General features: G+C 60.4%; 13 protein-coding genes. All 13 read right to left on the reverse strand.

Going from position 1 to position 14,529, the window contains the following annotated elements:
- Positions 1–54: 54 nt before the first annotated feature.
- Positions 55–1,227 carry an FUSC family protein gene (locus HMPREF2656_RS00090; protein WP_070569065.1) on the reverse strand — a complete coding sequence of 391 codons (1,173 nt, stop codon included), beginning with the start codon at positions 1,225–1,227 and terminating at the stop codon, positions 55–57.
- A gap of 80 nt (positions 1,228–1,307) precedes the next feature.
- On the reverse strand, positions 1,308–2,342 hold the full coding sequence (fbaA, locus tag HMPREF2656_RS00095; protein ID WP_070450105.1) for a class II fructose-bisphosphate aldolase: 1,035 nt from the start codon (positions 2,340–2,342) through the stop codon (positions 1,308–1,310).
- A gap of 57 nt (positions 2,343–2,399) precedes the next feature.
- A complete protein-coding gene (locus tag HMPREF2656_RS00100) occupies positions 2,400–3,461 on the reverse strand; it encodes a hypothetical protein (protein WP_141740871.1) in 1,062 nt (353 codons plus the stop codon).
- A 146-nt stretch (positions 3,462–3,607) separates the two neighbouring features.
- Positions 3,608–4,117, reverse strand: a complete 510-nt coding sequence (locus HMPREF2656_RS00105; protein ID WP_070423261.1) for a cysteine hydrolase family protein — start codon at positions 4,115–4,117, stop codon at positions 3,608–3,610.
- A gap of 42 nt (positions 4,118–4,159) precedes the next feature.
- Positions 4,160–5,374 (reverse strand): glycoside hydrolase family 76 protein, encoded by a 1,215-nt coding sequence (locus HMPREF2656_RS00110; protein ID WP_070615435.1) that lies wholly within the window; start codon positions 5,372–5,374, stop codon positions 4,160–4,162.
- 81 nt (positions 5,375–5,455) lie between these two features.
- Positions 5,456–6,073, reverse strand: coding sequence for a TrmH family RNA methyltransferase (locus tag HMPREF2656_RS00115; protein ID WP_070423341.1), 618 nt, complete (start codon positions 6,071–6,073; stop codon positions 5,456–5,458).
- A 55-nt stretch (positions 6,074–6,128) separates the two neighbouring features.
- Positions 6,129–6,659, reverse strand: a complete 531-nt coding sequence (gene pyrE, locus HMPREF2656_RS00120) for an orotate phosphoribosyltransferase (protein ID WP_070423263.1) — start codon at positions 6,657–6,659, stop codon at positions 6,129–6,131.
- Positions 6,656–7,498, reverse strand: a complete 843-nt coding sequence (locus tag HMPREF2656_RS00125) for a type III secretion system chaperone family protein (protein ID WP_141760953.1) — start codon at positions 7,496–7,498, stop codon at positions 6,656–6,658. The genes pyrE and HMPREF2656_RS00125 overlap by 4 nt, the downstream gene beginning before the upstream one ends.
- Before the next feature lie 36 nt (positions 7,499–7,534).
- On the reverse strand, positions 7,535–8,380 hold the full coding sequence (locus HMPREF2656_RS00130) for a sulfurtransferase (protein WP_070450114.1): 846 nt from the start codon (positions 8,378–8,380) through the stop codon (positions 7,535–7,537).
- A gap of 60 nt (positions 8,381–8,440) precedes the next feature.
- Positions 8,441–8,854 (reverse strand): DUF4265 domain-containing protein, encoded by a 414-nt coding sequence (locus HMPREF2656_RS00135; protein WP_070815543.1) that lies wholly within the window; start codon positions 8,852–8,854, stop codon positions 8,441–8,443.
- Positions 8,855–9,097: 243 nt separating this feature from the next.
- Positions 9,098–10,129, reverse strand: a complete 1,032-nt coding sequence (adhP, locus tag HMPREF2656_RS00140; RefSeq protein WP_070815544.1) for an alcohol dehydrogenase AdhP — start codon at positions 10,127–10,129, stop codon at positions 9,098–9,100.
- Between the two features lie 180 nt (positions 10,130–10,309).
- The gene (clpB, locus tag HMPREF2656_RS00145) at positions 10,310–12,868 is read right to left on the reverse strand and encodes an ATP-dependent chaperone ClpB (protein ID WP_070569073.1); all 2,559 of its coding nucleotides are present in this window, start codon (positions 12,866–12,868) and stop codon (positions 10,310–10,312) included.
- 498 nt (positions 12,869–13,366) lie between these two features.
- The gene (locus HMPREF2656_RS00150; RefSeq protein WP_141760954.1) at positions 13,367–14,371 is read right to left on the reverse strand and encodes a DUF3644 domain-containing protein; all 1,005 of its coding nucleotides are present in this window, start codon (positions 14,369–14,371) and stop codon (positions 13,367–13,369) included.
- Positions 14,372–14,529: the final 158 nt, after the last annotated feature.

A 14,529-nucleotide genomic window follows, 5' to 3' on the forward strand; every position in this document is an offset into this window, starting at 1 on the left:
GGGCGGCGCGGCGGAAGGGCGGCTCACCGGCGCCGGCAACAGGGCGGCGTGAAGCTAGTCGAAGTCGAAGGTTTCCGGCTCGTACTTGGGCGTCGTGGAAGTAGGCACCAGGGCGGCGAGGGCGGACTCGCGGGACATGCCGCACACCATCAGCAGGTCCACGATCAGGGAGCGGGTCTGCGCGAGGATGGCGTAGGCGGACAGGACGGCATCCTTGGGCACGATATCCATGCCGGCGGCCTGGCCCGCAGCACGCAACTCGTTGACGCACTCCGGGATGACGGTGGCCTGGGCGACGCGGGAGTTCACGTCGTAGACCTCGGAAAGTTCGAGGCAGACGCGGGACAAGGTGTCCAAGAGCTCGATTTGTTGTTCGGTGATGGTGTCGCTGTCCTCGACAAGAACGTGAGCCCGACGCGCGAGCACACGGGAGGTACGCACCGCGTTATCCACCGGCGGGATCACGCGCGCCAGGGAGTTGATGTAGCGGCGAGTGCCCCACAAAAACGGAGAGACACGGCTGGCTTCTTCGCCGGACTTGATCGCGGCGGCTAAGTCATCGATACCCGTTTGGGTGCCACGGATCTGCTCGAGGGCCTCGTCGATGATGTTGGGGTTGCGTTCGCGGAGGCCGGTGGCCACGTCGTCGAGAACCGAAGAGACGATGCCCATCACTTTGGACACTTCCGCGCGGGCCTCCGACATCGGAGCCTGAGGCACCAGGGCGATGACTGCCATTGCGATCAGGCAGCCGATGATGGCGTCGATAGTGCGGTCCACGCCGGTGAACTCGCTACCAGGCGGCATGATTGTCGCGATCAGGATCGAACCGATCGCGGCCTGATTATTCACCAGAACTGACTTGCTCAAAAACGACGCGATCAACAACGACCCAGCGACAATCACCGCGATCTGCCAGCCGCCGGCGCCGAGCCGGTAGAAAATCAGGTCGCCCACCAGCACGCCGAGCACGCAGCCCATGGCCATCTCCACCGACTTCGACACACGGTCGCCGCCCGTCATGCCAATGATGATCACCGTGGCAATCGGGGCGAAAAACGGCCGGGCGTGACCCATCACGTCGTGCGCAATGTAGTACGCGAACCCGGCGGCCAAGGCGATCTGCAAAATTGGCAACAACCGCTTCCGCACACGCTTCACCCGCGACTGCAGCGACTTATCAACCAACTGCAGACGCGCGCGCGTGCCCATCCTCTGCTTAGCCATGGTTAAACAGCTTAGGCCCGAAAGGGAAAACCTCCCTGGGCTGTGGGCCCGGGGAGGTGGTGTCGTCGATAAGCAGTGGCTTACTTGGAAACCGACTTGCCCACCGAGTGGAGGTCCTGGCACGCCTCGATGACGCGCGCAGCCATAGCGTTCTCGGCCTTCTTCAGGTAGGAACGCGGGTCGTACATCTTCTTGTTGCCCACCTCGCCATCAATCTTGAGCACACCGTCGTAGTTCTCAAACATGTGCGAGACAACCGGGCGAGTGAACGCGTACTGAGTATCCGTGTCCACGTTCATCTTGATCACGCCGTAACGTAGGGACTCCTCGATCTTCTCCTTCTCGGAGCCGGAGCCGCCGTGGAAGACGAAGTCGAACGGGTTCGTGCCCTCAGCCAGGCCGAGCTTCTTCTCCGCAACCTTCTGGCCCATATCCAGGACCTCGGGGCGCAACTTCACGTTGCCCGGCTTGTACACGCCGTGGACATTGCCGAAGGTGGCAGCCAGCAGGTAGCGGCCATTCTCGCCGGTACCCAGGGCATCAACGGTCTTGGCGAAGTCCTCCTCCGAGGTGTACAGGTTCGCGCCGGCCTTCGCCTCAACGCCGTCCTCTTCACCACCGACAACACCAATCTCCACCTCGAGAATGATGTTCGCAGCGCGAGCCTTAGCAAGGAGTTCCTGGGCGATCTCCAGGTTCTCGTCGATAGGAACCGCGGAACCATCCCACATGTGGGACTGGAACAACGGCAGCTCGCCGGCGTTCACGCGCTCCTGGGAGTAAGCGATGAGCGGACGCACATAGTCGTCGAGCACTTCCTTCTGGCAGTGGTCGGTGTGCAGTGCAATGTTGACGTCGTAATGCTTCGCCACCTCATGCGCAAACGCAGCCAACGCCTTCGCGCCCGTCACCTTGTTCTTCACAGCCTGACCAGACGCAAACTCCGCACCACCGATGGAGAACTGAATGATACCGTCCGACTCCGCCTCCGCGAACCCCTTGATGGCCGCGTTGATCGTCTCCGAAGACGTGCAGTTAATCGCCGGAAACGCGTAGCCGCCCTTCTTGGCGGAATCCAGCATCTGGTTATAGACCTCGGGGGTTGCGATAGGCATGAAAATCCTCCTGGGATTGGGACCGTTTACGCACACCAGTATGCCCGTTTTAGAAAACTACCGCTGACGGAAAACCACAATGCCCCCAACAGTGGCCAAGAGGAGCCACGCAGCGAAAGAAAACGGGTGGGTAGCAAACGTGTTTGGGCGGAGTGGAAGCTCGACAAGAAGCTCGGCTAGACCCGCTACACCGAAAACCCACGCTGCGAATTCAATGAGTCTTCGGCCTTTTAGGTTCGAGCGTTCGTCGTAATACGCCATCGTTGCAACAGCAGATTCGAGGTTTGTCTCGGCTCGAGCTATTTCGGCGTCGAGATCACTCGAACGATTGATTTCGTCCAACAAGCTTGAGTGGAGTGCAGGTGAATGAGCCCCTAAGCGTTCACGGTGCCGTGCGACAACCAATACAAAGTCAGACTGGAGGAATCGCATTTTGGAGGATCCCTTCGAATCGAGTCCTGCGAGGTCAACCTGTGCTGCCATCTTCGCGGTCTTGTGTGCAGCGAGCCAGGTCGACTGAACTCTGAATTCACTAAGTGAGACGAGTTCCTCTAATCCTGAACAACTTGCCCCGATAACGCTGGCCGACCAGCTGCTCCAGAAACGGTGCCCTTGACTATCAATGATCGGGCACGGAAGATTTGGGATTGTTCCATTGATTCGGTCTACCAAGTGGTTGGTCGACGGAAGGTTGGCTTGATCCAGTCCTAGGGAACAACCAACATCTCTTGGATGCAGAAGCGCGTGGACCAAGCGATCGTCGACGGGCTCAGATACCGCGTAGACCGAGAATGAATATTCGTGCACCGCGTCGTTTGCAGAACCTCGGAAGAGTTCCCGCCGGTAACGCTCCTGAATCTTCCTAATATGCCGAATCAATTCTTCGACTTCACGCACTGTCTTATCTGGTGAATCGCTGAGTGATTGTTGGAACAGAACACGATCCCGAAGCGCGTTTGCCACGGATGCAACTGGCTCTTCCCCGATATCAGCGCGGTAGTCGAATTGGTATCGGGCCACTCCGTACCCGGACTGGGAAAGATAAAGCAAGGTATCGCCCTTTGAGACGATTGCATACGTGCGTGGTAGCAACAATGCGTGATCGCGCGTACCAAACACTTCCGTGCATTGCTCCCACCCGAGAGCTCGGAATTCGCCTTCGATACGAGCTATGACGCGCGCATCTGTGATCGGCCCACCGACATCTGTCGGCGCAAACTCGTATCTTGTAAACCCCCACTGCATTTCGCCCCCCGAAATTGTTCCTACGCTGCGGTGTGTCCGCGCGTGTGTTTATAACCGATTGTCCGCCCCATCAGACGTGCCGCGGCAGCGTCTGCTTCGGGGCCACCGTTTGTGGCGCAACCCGCTAGGTCCACATCAACATTGACGCCATGGTCAAAGAGGTACGCAGCGTTTTGCAAAACGCACACGTCAGTATCAATGCCGACAAGGGTAGCCCCCGAAATCCCGTGAGACTTCAGTGCAGAAAGCAAAGCCTCGCCGCAACCGTAGGTGTCCTTGTCGATGATGATGTCCGCGCGCTCTTCCACGAGCCGATCGAGCTGCACTTCCTCAGGCGAGGACAACCGATCCCAGTTAATGCGGGTACGGAACGCCGACCCATCAGGGTTGAAAAACCTGGTAGCGATAACCAGGTCAAACTCATCAGAAGCGAGGAGCTCGTGCACGCGCGGTAGGCAACGCGACGTGTAGTCGGACAGGAATCCTGCCTGCACATCAACGACGATCAACGCCCGCTTGTTCTTCTGCATGCGTCCCGAGCACCTCCCTTTGCCACAACGGTGCTCACGATATTACGCCATTGCTGCAGACACCTTCGCCGCTGCTTCAAGCAGCATCCAGCCGGAGAGTTGGACGGAGAGGTCGCGTTCGTCGATACGCACGAGCCCCACGGCCTCGCTAATCGACGCCGGCCCCAACCCATAGTTATGCGGCAGCCGCGCATCCTCGGTCCACTCCGCGGCAAAAACCGGCAGGCCGTCGACCTCCAGGCGGTGCGACCACAGCGACTCCGCGGACTGCATGACCAGGCGCGCCGCGATCTTCTTCGTGGCGATGTTCTCCTTCGAATCCTCCGGCAGACGCGTGGCCACGTCGGCGAGGTAGCGCGCGAGGATGCCCTTGAACAGGCCGCCGTCGCCCTCGCCGGACTCCTCCGGTGGGCTCAGCAGCACGCCGTGCGGGGTGGCCATCTCCAGGGCGATGGCCTGCACGATCGCGCGGATGTGGGTGATGTAGAACATGGAAGCATCGGCGCGCTCGGAGTTTTCGAACGAGTCGATGGGTTCGTCGTGGGCCAGGCCGACATCCTCACGCAGCGCGAGCGCGATCTCCAGGCTCGCGCCGAGCACCGTGCCCTGATTGTAGGTGTAAATCTTATCGACGACCTCAGGCCCCGACATACGCATCCGAACACCGTCGCTGAGCAGACCGTCCTCGCGCACCAGGTTGTCAAAGATCCAGTCGACGATCTCGCGCGCCTTATCCAACCGGCCCGTGCGCGCGAACACCATCGCGGCGGTCGCGTTCGACGGAATGTTGTAGAACGTCTCCCCAGTACGCCACGGCAGCACGCCCACCACCGGGTCGATGCCCGAGAGCAGGTCAAACTCCAGATCCTCGAGCACCTTCGAGCGTTTCGACGACACCTTGCCGTTATTCTTCGGCAACTGCCCCGCACGCGCCCAGGCAAGCGCGAGCCACGCTTTGTCGTCGTAGTAAATGTTGCGGGTCAAGCGGCCGCGGCTACGCCCCTGGATCGTGCGCATCGTCTGGAGGATCCGGCGCCGACGCGTCTTCGTCGGACGTCGCATCGCCGCATCCACCTGGCAATCCAGGTACTGCGCCTGCCACCAGTAGTGCCAGTGCCAAAACAGCTTGTCTTTCAGCCCCGGCGGCCAGGCGACGACGGCCATGTTGGTCTTCGGCAACATCCAGAGCTTCTGGGCGTGACGTTCAGTAATTGCCGATTCCGCCAAATCAGCACGATGCGCCCAGGTTTCAGGCACTGATGTCTCCTCTAAGTAGTGACGTTTCCACGTGTGTTGCCAGTTATTTTGCCTGTTATATTGCCAGACCGCGCCGTTTTGCTACCACGCGTGAGACAGGTCTGCATGCTGGCGGATCCAGGCATGCATGGCGATCCCCGCCGCCACGCCCGCGTTAATCGAGCGCGTCGAGCCGAATTGGGCGATTGAGCAGGTCATCACCGCCGCCTCCTGGGCGGCCTCGGTCACGCCGGGGCCTTCCTGCCCGAAGAGGAGCACGCACTCGCGGGGCAGCTCGGCTGTTTCCAGGGGTACGCATCCGGGGGTGTTATCGATGGCCACGACAGCGATGCCCTCGCCGTTCGCCCACTCGATGAGATCCGCGACCGTTTCGTGGTGACGAATATGTTGGTAGCGGTCCGTCACCATCGCGCCGCGCCGGTTCCAACGCTTCCGGCCCACGATGTGGACCTCCTTGGCCAGAAACGCGTTCGCGGTGCGCACGACCGTGCCGATGTTCATGTCGTTTTCAAAGTTCTCAATAGCGACATGGAACGGGTGCCGGCGCGTATCCAGATCTGCGACGACCGCGTCCAGCGACCAGTAACGGTAGGCATCGACAACGTTTCGGGTGTCGCCGTGTTCGAGGTACTCCGGGTCGTAGCGCGGATCATCCGGCCACTCGCCCTCCCAGGGGCCCACACCGTGGCGGCCCTCCATCCACTCGGTCGGGCCCTTTGCTGGCTCTGCGCCGTCCCCGGCGCTGTTTTCTAACTCAGGCAAGCCCGAGATCCTCCAGGCCCAGCAGGTAGCGGTACTCCAGGCCGGCGTCCGCAATCACCTTGTCCGCACCCGTCGCACGATCGACCACCGTGGCCACCGCAACCACCTCGGCGCCCTCCGCACGGCAGGCCTCCACGGCGGTCAGCGGGGAGTTGCCGGTCGTGGTGGTGTCCTCCACAACCAGCACGCGCTTGCCCTTGATGGACGGGCCCTCGATGCGGCGCTGCATACCGTGCTTCTTCGCTTCCTTGCGCACCACAAACGCGTCGATCGGGCGCCCCTCCGCATGCATCACGGCAGTAGCCACTGGGTCCGCGCCCAGGGTCAGGCCGCCAACAGCGTCGAAGTCCAGATCAGCGGTCAGTTCACGCAGCAGTTTGCCGATCAGCGGGCTGGCCTCGTGGTGCAGCGTCGCGCGACGCAGATCCACGTAGTAATCAGCCTCCTTGCCCGACGACAGCGTTACCTTCCCGTGCACCACGGCAAGCTCTTTGACCAGTTCAGCAAGTTGTTCTTTCATCATTTCTCCTCAGAATCAAAAATCGACGACGGTCCCTGCACACGCTTTACCCGTGTCAGGTCGGTGCCGGTGCGCTCGTCGCCAGCAATCGCGGCAACATCGTCGCCACCAAGATCGCGCTCCTCGACCTCACCGCGCTCCCCACCCGTGACCCGCGTGGGCAGCTCCACCGGATCTTCCGGCCGCTCAGGGCCCGCTTGCTTTTCGACGACCCCCTGCACCTTCTCCTCCCCCACCCACAACGGAGCATCCTCGACCGGCGGGAGTGTGCGCGCAGCATCCGCCAGCAGCGCCACCGCGGCCAACGACGCATCCCAATCCTGCGCCATTGACCCCGGCGCGAACTGGGCAATCACCCACGCGCCCTCGAACCACACCGCGTTGACTGCGGGCGGGAGGGTGGATAGGGCGGTGCGCACGCGGTCGTCGATAAGCCTGCGCGCAGGGCCAACACTCGTGGCATGGACCGTGAACGCGCCCTCGCGGGTGGCCTCCACCAGGTCATCGTCGCGCTGTGTCGGCTCGAACCCGTCGCGGCGCATATCCACCACAACATCCGCCTCGCGGCCGGTGGGTACCGCAAGCACCGTCGTCTCCCCTAAATCCGCCAAGTGCAGATCATGGCCGAACGCGGAGCCCGACACGACCTCGCGCGCCGTCGCCCCCGCAGACGCCGCACCACGACGCCACTCCGCTGCCAACAGATCGTCTACCTTGGCAAACGTAAAACCGTGCTGCCGCGCCCACGCACGCCGTGGGCTTCGTTCACGCGCATCAGCGATAAACAGCGCAACACCAGCGGCGAGCGCCACAAACGCGAGAACTAACAGCACAGCAATCATCAGCGACGATGTTACAGCGCCCGCCGACACGACACGCTAAACACGCGTAACCACGCGGTTCTCCTTATTCGCACTCCACTGCGACCAACCGCCCACATAGTGCGTCAACACCGGCAGGCCAGCGTGCTCCATCGCCGCCAACAACTTCGCCGAGTGGTTGCCCGAACCCGAATACGTAATCACGCTCTGCGGGTCCGTGTTCTGGGTGATACCGACCTCCGCCAGGCGGCCACGGATGGTGTTGGTGTCCTTGATCAGGTGCGTGGTGTCGTCGAAAAGATCTGTCACCGGCAGATTCACCGCACCCGGAATGTGACCCGCGCGAAGATCCAGGATCTCGCGGCGGCCTGCGAAACGGCGCGCGCTCCTCGCGTCCAGGATCATGCCCTCAAACTCGCGGACATCCTCCATCGACGCCGTCGGCATACTCCCCGGCTCCAGGCGCTCCGGCTCGCGCGGCACCACAATGCCACCCGGACCCGCCACCGTGGGGAGCTTCTCGCGCTTCCACGCCGCAAACCCACCATCCACGATGTGCACATCAGTCACGCCCACCCAACGCAAAATCCACCACGTGCGCGCCGCGAACAGCCCATTGCCACCGTCGTAGATGTACACCGGGCGATCCTCCTCGATCCCCCAGTTCGCAACCGCCTTCTTCACCACACCAAACGCCGGCAACGGGTTACGCCCCGCCTTGCGACCCGGCAGCCCCGCCAACTGCGACGACGGATCACAAAACAACGCCGTCGGCACATGCTCGGACTGAAACTTCGACCACGCCTTACCGGCCTCCGGCTCCCACAGCGAAGCAATAACGGTCTGCTTCAGGCCAGCCTGAATACGTTCATTGAGATCCGCGGCAGAAACGAAAACGCTCATGCGCGCAAGTGTAACGAGGTTTCGGGGTCGGGGCGCGGTGTAAGGCGGTTGGTGCCGCTGCTAAGCCATGTAGCCCGGAGCAAGCTGAATCGCACCCTGCTCCGCCAAACCGCCAAGCCACTCCGCGATCCCCTCGCGCGGACAATCCGCACCAATGCTCGCCGCCAACATGCCGCCAGGGCCCAACTCCACGCGACAACCAAACGCCAGCAGCGTCGCCGCAATCTCGTGCGGGCTCTCATCCTCCGGCAACACACGCACCGTCGACGCGCCCCCACGCACCACCACACGATCCACATGGAACGCGCCCCCAACCAGCACGCACTCCACAATGTCCCCCAGCGCGAGCGTCGTATCGACGAACGGCACACTCGCCACCACAAACAAATTCGACCCAATCTGCTGAGCCCGAAGCTGCTCACTCTCCACACCAGGAATGACAACACGGGTGAGAATCGTCGTAGTCGGCTGCATAAGGGGCAGTGTATCGCGGAGTGGCCGGATTGTTGGAAGGGTTGGTGGAAGGGTTGTTGGTTTGTGGGCTTTCGGTGGCTGTGCGCCGTCGCCCCCTTCGACGAAGTCACAGTGCTAAACGAAACGAGGGCCTTGCAAGCAACAAATGCTTCAACAAGACCCTCACCGCCGAAGACAAGGTCTATCAAGACGGTCTGTCGGCTAGTGTACAGAAAAACACGCCACAGGCGAAGAGCGGAACGCCTAGTACTTGATGGACATTCGGCCAGCGATCTTTCCGTTGCGCATGTCCTCAAACACCTTGTTCACGTCATCGAGCTCACAAGCCGTGACGTGCGGCTTCACCTCGCCGCGGGCGTAGAAGTCGAGCGCCTCCGCCATGTCCTGACGGGTGCCGACCAGCGAGCCACGGATGGTGATGCCGCGCAGCACGATGTCGAAGATCGGTGCCGGGAACTCCCCCGGAGGCAGGCCGTTGAAGACGATCGTGCCGTTGGAGCGGCACATCGCGATGGCCTGGCCGAATGCAGCCGGGTGCACCGCCGTGACCAGCACGCCGTGCGCGCCGCCGTCGGTGAACTCCTGCACGGCCTCACCCGGGTCGGTGTTAGCAGCGTTAACGGTGAACTCGGCGCCGAGTTCCTTGGCGAGTTCGAGCTTGTCGTCGGCAATGTCCACCGCGATCACGCGCATGCCCATGGCCACGCCGTACTGCACCGCGAGGTGGCCGAGGCCGCCGATGCCGGAGATGACCATGAACTGGCCTGGCTTCGTCTGTGCTTCCTTCAGGCCCTTGTACACGGTGACGCCAGCGCAGAGGATCGGTGCGACCTCGACCGGGTCGGCGCCTTCCGGGATGCGCGGGGCGTAGCGCGTATCCACGAGCATGTACTCACCAAAGGATCCATTCACCGTGTAGCCGCCGTATTCTGCCTGCTTGCAGTACGTCTCACGGCCGGTGCGGCAGAACTCGCACTCACCACATGCGGACCAGAGCCAAGCGTTGCCGACGATGTCGCCGACCTTGACCGAATGCTCACCCGGCCCCAACTCGATGACCTCACCGACGCCCTCGTGACCAGGTACGAACGGCGGCGACGGCTTCACCGGCCAGTCACCTTCCACTGCGTGGAGGTCGGTGTGGCAGATGCCGCTGGCGGAGAGCTTCACCAGTGCCTGGAACGGGCCCGGCTTGGGAAGGTCGATTTCCTTGACATTGACGGTTGGACCGAACTGTTCGGCAACTGCTGCGCGCATAGAAGTTGGGGTGGACATGTGGTGCTCCTTTCCTAAAGGGGACGGTCGCCATGAATGATACGGATCACACCGTAGTACGTCGAGTGAAGTGAAACACGTTTTCATTAAGCGACAAATGTTTAGGAAAATGGGGCCGGTAGAAGAAAAGGCCGGGCGGATTTTCTCCACCCGACCTGGGCTTACAGCGACAGCACCGAACTAAGCGGCGCTGACGCCAGCAGTGACGTCGAGGAACTCGCCGCCGTCGGCAACATCGACATGGACGGTGTCACCGTCGCGGATGTCACCGGCCAACAACTTCTTCGCCAGACGGTCACCGATGGCCTGCTGGATCAGGCGACGCAGCGGACGAGCGCCGTAGGCCGGGTCGTAGCCGCGATCTGCGAGCCAGGACTTCGCCGAATCCGACACCTCCAGCACCAGGCGGCGGGCGGCGAGACGCTCGGCCAGGCCCTCCAGCTGGATGTCGACGATGCCGACCAACTGGTCCTTGCTCAACGGGTCGAACACCACAACGTCGTCGAGACGGTTGATGAACTCCGGCTTGAAGTGGCGCTTCACAGCCTCCATGATCTGGTCGCGGTCACCACCAGCGCCCAGGTTGGAGGTCAGAATCACCACCGTGTTGCGGAAGTCGACGGTGCGACCCTGACCGTCGGTGAGGCGCCCCTCATCCAGCACTTGGAGAAGCACGTCGAAGACGTCGGGGTGGGCCTTCTCTACCTCGTCGAAAAGCACGAGCGAGTACGGACGACGACGAACAGCCTCAGTGAGCTGGCCGCCAGCGTCGTAGCCGACGTATCCCGGAGGGGCACCAACCAGGCGCGCAACCGAGTGCTTCTCGCCATATTCGGACATGTCGATGCGGATCATTGCGGTCTCGTCGTCGAAAAGGAACTCCGAAAGCGACTTCGCCAACTCCGTCTTACCCACACCCGTCGGGCCGAGGAAGAGGAACGAACCGATCGGACGGTTCGGATCCGCCACACCCGCACGGGAGCGACGCACCGCGTCGGAGACGGCGACGACGGCTTCCTTCTGGCCGACGACGCGCTCACCCAGCACAGACTCCATGTTGAGCAGCTTCTCGGTCTCACCTTGCATCATCTTGCCGGCCGGAATACCCGTCCAGGAGGAAACGACATCGGCGATAATGTCCGGCGTGACTTCCTCCTCCAGCATCGTCTTGTTGCTGGCCTCGGACTCCGCCTTGGCCACCTCCGCTTCCAGTTCAGGGATGCGCCCGTAGCGCAGCTCGGAGACCTTGGCGTAGTCGCCGTCACGCTCCGCGATCTCGGACTCGTTGCGCAGGCGCTCGAGCTCCTCCTTCGCAGACTGGACCTTGTTCACCTCAGCCTTCTCGTTCTCCCAACGAGCCTTCATCTCACCGAGACGTTCACGCTGGTCAGCGAGTTCCTCGCGCAAGTGCTCGAGGCGCTGCTTCGACGCCGCGTCGGACTCCTTCTGCAGCGCGATCTCCTCGATTTCTAGACGACGAACAATACGCTCCAGCTCATCAATCTCCTGCGGGGAAGAATCGATTTGCATACGGAGGCGGGAGCCGGCTTCGTCGACAAGATCGATCGCCTTATCCGGCAGGAACCGGTTCGTGATGTAGCGGTTGGAAAGCTCCGCCGCCGACACCAGCGCCGAGTCCTGGATGCGCACACCGTGGTGCACCTCGTAGCGCTCCTTCAGGCCACGAAGGATGCCGATGGTGTCCTCGACCGTCGGCTCCCCAACGTAAACCTGCTGGAAGCGACGCTCCAGGGCAGCATCCTTCTCGATGTACTGACGGTACTCATCCAGCGTCGTCGCACCGACCAGACGCAGCTCACCGCGAGCCAGCAACGGCTTAATCATATTGCCGGCATCCATCGCGGAATCACCGGTGGCACCGGCGCCGACGATGGTGTGCAGCTCGTCGATAAACGTAATGATCTGACCGTTCGACTCCTTAATCTCATCGAGCACAGCCTTCAGACGCTCCTCGAACTCGCCGCGGTACTTCGCACCCGCAACCATCGAGCCAAGATCCAACGAAATCAGGGTCTTGCCCTTCAGGCTCTCCGGGACGTCGCCCGCCACAATGCGGCGCGCAAGCCCCTCAACGATCGCAGTCTTACCGACGCCCGGCTCACCGATCAGCACCGGATTGTTCTTCGTACGACGGGAAAGCACCTGAACCACACGGCGAATCTCCGAATCGCGGCCGATCACCGGGTCAATCTTGCCCTCACGCGCACGAGCAGTCAGGTCCGTCGAGTACTTCTGCAGCGCCTGGAACTGGTCCTCCGGGTTTTCAGAGGTGACCTTCTTGCCACCGCGAACCGAAGGGAACGCCTCCTTGAGCGCCTCAAACGTTGCGCCGCGCTTCTGCAGCAACTCAGCCGCATCGTCCTTACCCTTCGCAATCGCGGCGAGGAGAACATCGGCGGAAACGTACTCGTCGCCAAGTTCACCTGCAAGATCCTGCGCAACACTCAGCGCCGTCTGCAGATCCCTATTAATCCCCGGGTTGGCCATGCCCTGGCCCTCCGCGCTCGGGTAACCGCTAATCAGCTCGCCAGCCTCGCGCGCCACCGTCTCCGGATCCACACCCGTGGCCTTGAGCACCGGGGCAGCAATGCCGCCATCCTGCTTCAGCAACGCCTCAAGCACATGAGCCGGGCGCATATCCGGGTTCCCCGCAGCCGACGCACGCATCTGTGCCTGCTGCAAAGCCTCCTGAGTTTTCTGTGTGTACTTCGATGCCATATCGCATCATCCTTTCGTGCCTAATTTTTGTTTCGCACTATGTGTAACGCACGAGAAGTTGAGTCTGTTCCTGTCAACACGAAAAAGTTGCGCGGGAGTGGCTCAAGGTGGGTTTGGTGGGGTGTTTTCGCTGGTCGTCTAGTTGCGTGGCAGTGCGTGCTAGACGATCAGCTTTCGTCGAAAATGTTTCCCCAGGTGATGATGGAAACGATGGTCGATAAAAGAAAGATCGTCTAGTCGCGCAAAAGAGCAGCTAGACGATCAGGGGGAGGCCAGCTCCTTTAAAAGACCAAAGGGCTTTGAAGACACGTTTTTCAACGTTTTTACCTCATGTTTTTTGCCCAACACTGCTCCCCGATAGGCAAATAAGTGTTGTGCAAGACAACATGTGCAATTAGCATTATGACTACAGCGCCAACCCGAGAAGGATAAAGCTGGGTTCCCGAATGGGAGTAAGGCTTCGGCCTGAGAATTCCTTTGCTCCGAGGGTTGGTGTTTTTACTTTCCTGCTTTTCTCTTAAGTGCGTCGAGGCAGCCTTCTGGATCCTTCTGCAGATAACCAACTACTAGCTCGACGGCCTGCTGAGAATATGTCCACATTGTCGCATTCTCACCAGCCGTACTGCGGTCGTAGGCGTATCGTTCATCGTCCCGGAGTTGAAAAACTTTGATGAAAAGATCGAAGTCATACTTGTTAAATCTGCGTTTTTCTCCACGGTGATAGATGGTTGTCTTCGACTTAGCGAGGCGCTTGAGCACCTCGTTAACCGCCAATTTTTTGGTGTATGGATAGTAACTAGCTGCATCGCGGACATCCTTGACAATGGCAATGCCCGCATCAGCATCGCTATCGATGTAGACATTGAGATCAGCATCCTTCGACTTCTTGACGATGCGGAGGTTCGTCTCATAAATCGCAGCAGCGGCTCCCCCTTCGCCTGTACCAGCCGCGTCTGCTGCAAACTGTCTCATTTTAAGGAGCTTCTCCGCGACGTGTGGTTCATATTTTGCCCGGATTACGTCGGGATCAATAGCGCCACGACGCACAGCAAGCGTGAGGTGATTTTCCGGAATTAATTCACTTACCGACTCCCCATGCAGCTCGAGCAGTTTGTCTGCATAATTCATCACCGACTTCTGCAAGAATGGACCGATAAAGATCTCATACTCATCAGTAATGAAGTGCGTATTGATGTTGCGGAAACGGATGATCTCGGCCATGTTCACCCGTAGTGGATCTTTGTCGTTCGTGAAAATTTTCTTCAGGCAATCTGCAAGCGCGATCGTCTTCCCCGACCCATCGGAGTAGTAGATTGCGTCGACCCCTCGGTCTTTAACTAAGTACGCCTTGAGCATGAGCTCCCAAGCATTACAAAGAAAGATCGAGCAGGACTCAGCGTGATATTTCAGAGTCGGGCGGTTGTAAAGCTCCAACGCAAGAATGAAGGCTTCTTTACTCTTCTCCAAAAGACGCTGGACGATTTCTTCATGCCCCATTTCCATAACGAATCAGTCTAACGATCAACGCGACGCCCTTAGTGCTGGTCGTCTAGTTGCGCGGCAGTGCGTGCTAGACGATCAGCTTTCGTCGAAAATGTTTCCCCAGGTGATGATGGAAACGATGGTCGATAAAAGAAAGATCGTCTAGTTGCACAATGTCA

The sequence above is a fragment of the Corynebacterium sp. HMSC034B08 genome (genome assembly GCF_001835805.1).
GTDB classification, from domain to species: domain Bacteria; phylum Actinomycetota; class Actinomycetes; order Mycobacteriales; family Mycobacteriaceae; genus Corynebacterium; species Corynebacterium coyleae.

Excerpts from the sequence above, each read along its gene's own strand:
- HMPREF2656_RS00090 (WP_070569065.1), bottom strand. The coding sequence starts at position 1,227 with ATGGCTAAGCAGAGGATGGGCACGCGCGCGCGTCTGCAGTTGGTTGAT.
- fbaA (WP_070450105.1), bottom strand. The coding sequence starts at position 2,342 with ATGCCTATCGCAACCCCCGAGGTCTATAACCAGATGCTGGATTCCGCC.
- HMPREF2656_RS00105 (WP_070423261.1), bottom strand. The coding sequence starts at position 4,117 with ATGCAGAAGAACAAGCGGGCGTTGATCGTCGTTGATGTGCAGGCAGGA.
- HMPREF2656_RS00115 (WP_070423341.1), bottom strand. The coding sequence starts at position 6,073 with ATGGAGGGCCGCCACGGTGTGGGCCCCTGGGAGGGCGAGTGGCCGGAT.
- pyrE (WP_070423263.1), bottom strand. The coding sequence starts at position 6,659 with ATGATGAAAGAACAACTTGCTGAACTGGTCAAAGAGCTTGCCGTGGTG.
- HMPREF2656_RS00125 (WP_141760953.1), bottom strand. The coding sequence starts at position 7,498 with ATGATTGCTGTGCTGTTAGTTCTCGCGTTTGTGGCGCTCGCCGCTGGT.
- HMPREF2656_RS00130 (WP_070450114.1), bottom strand. The coding sequence starts at position 8,380 with ATGAGCGTTTTCGTTTCTGCCGCGGATCTCAATGAACGTATTCAGGCT.
- HMPREF2656_RS00135 (WP_070815543.1), bottom strand. The coding sequence starts at position 8,854 with ATGCAGCCGACTACGACGATTCTCACCCGTGTTGTCATTCCTGGTGTG.
- adhP (WP_070815544.1), bottom strand. The coding sequence starts at position 10,129 with ATGTCCACCCCAACTTCTATGCGCGCAGCAGTTGCCGAACAGTTCGGT.
- clpB (WP_070569073.1), bottom strand. The coding sequence starts at position 12,868 with ATGGCATCGAAGTACACACAGAAAACTCAGGAGGCTTTGCAGCAGGCA.
- HMPREF2656_RS00150 (WP_141760954.1), bottom strand. The coding sequence starts at position 14,371 with ATGGAAATGGGGCATGAAGAAATCGTCCAGCGTCTTTTGGAGAAGAGT.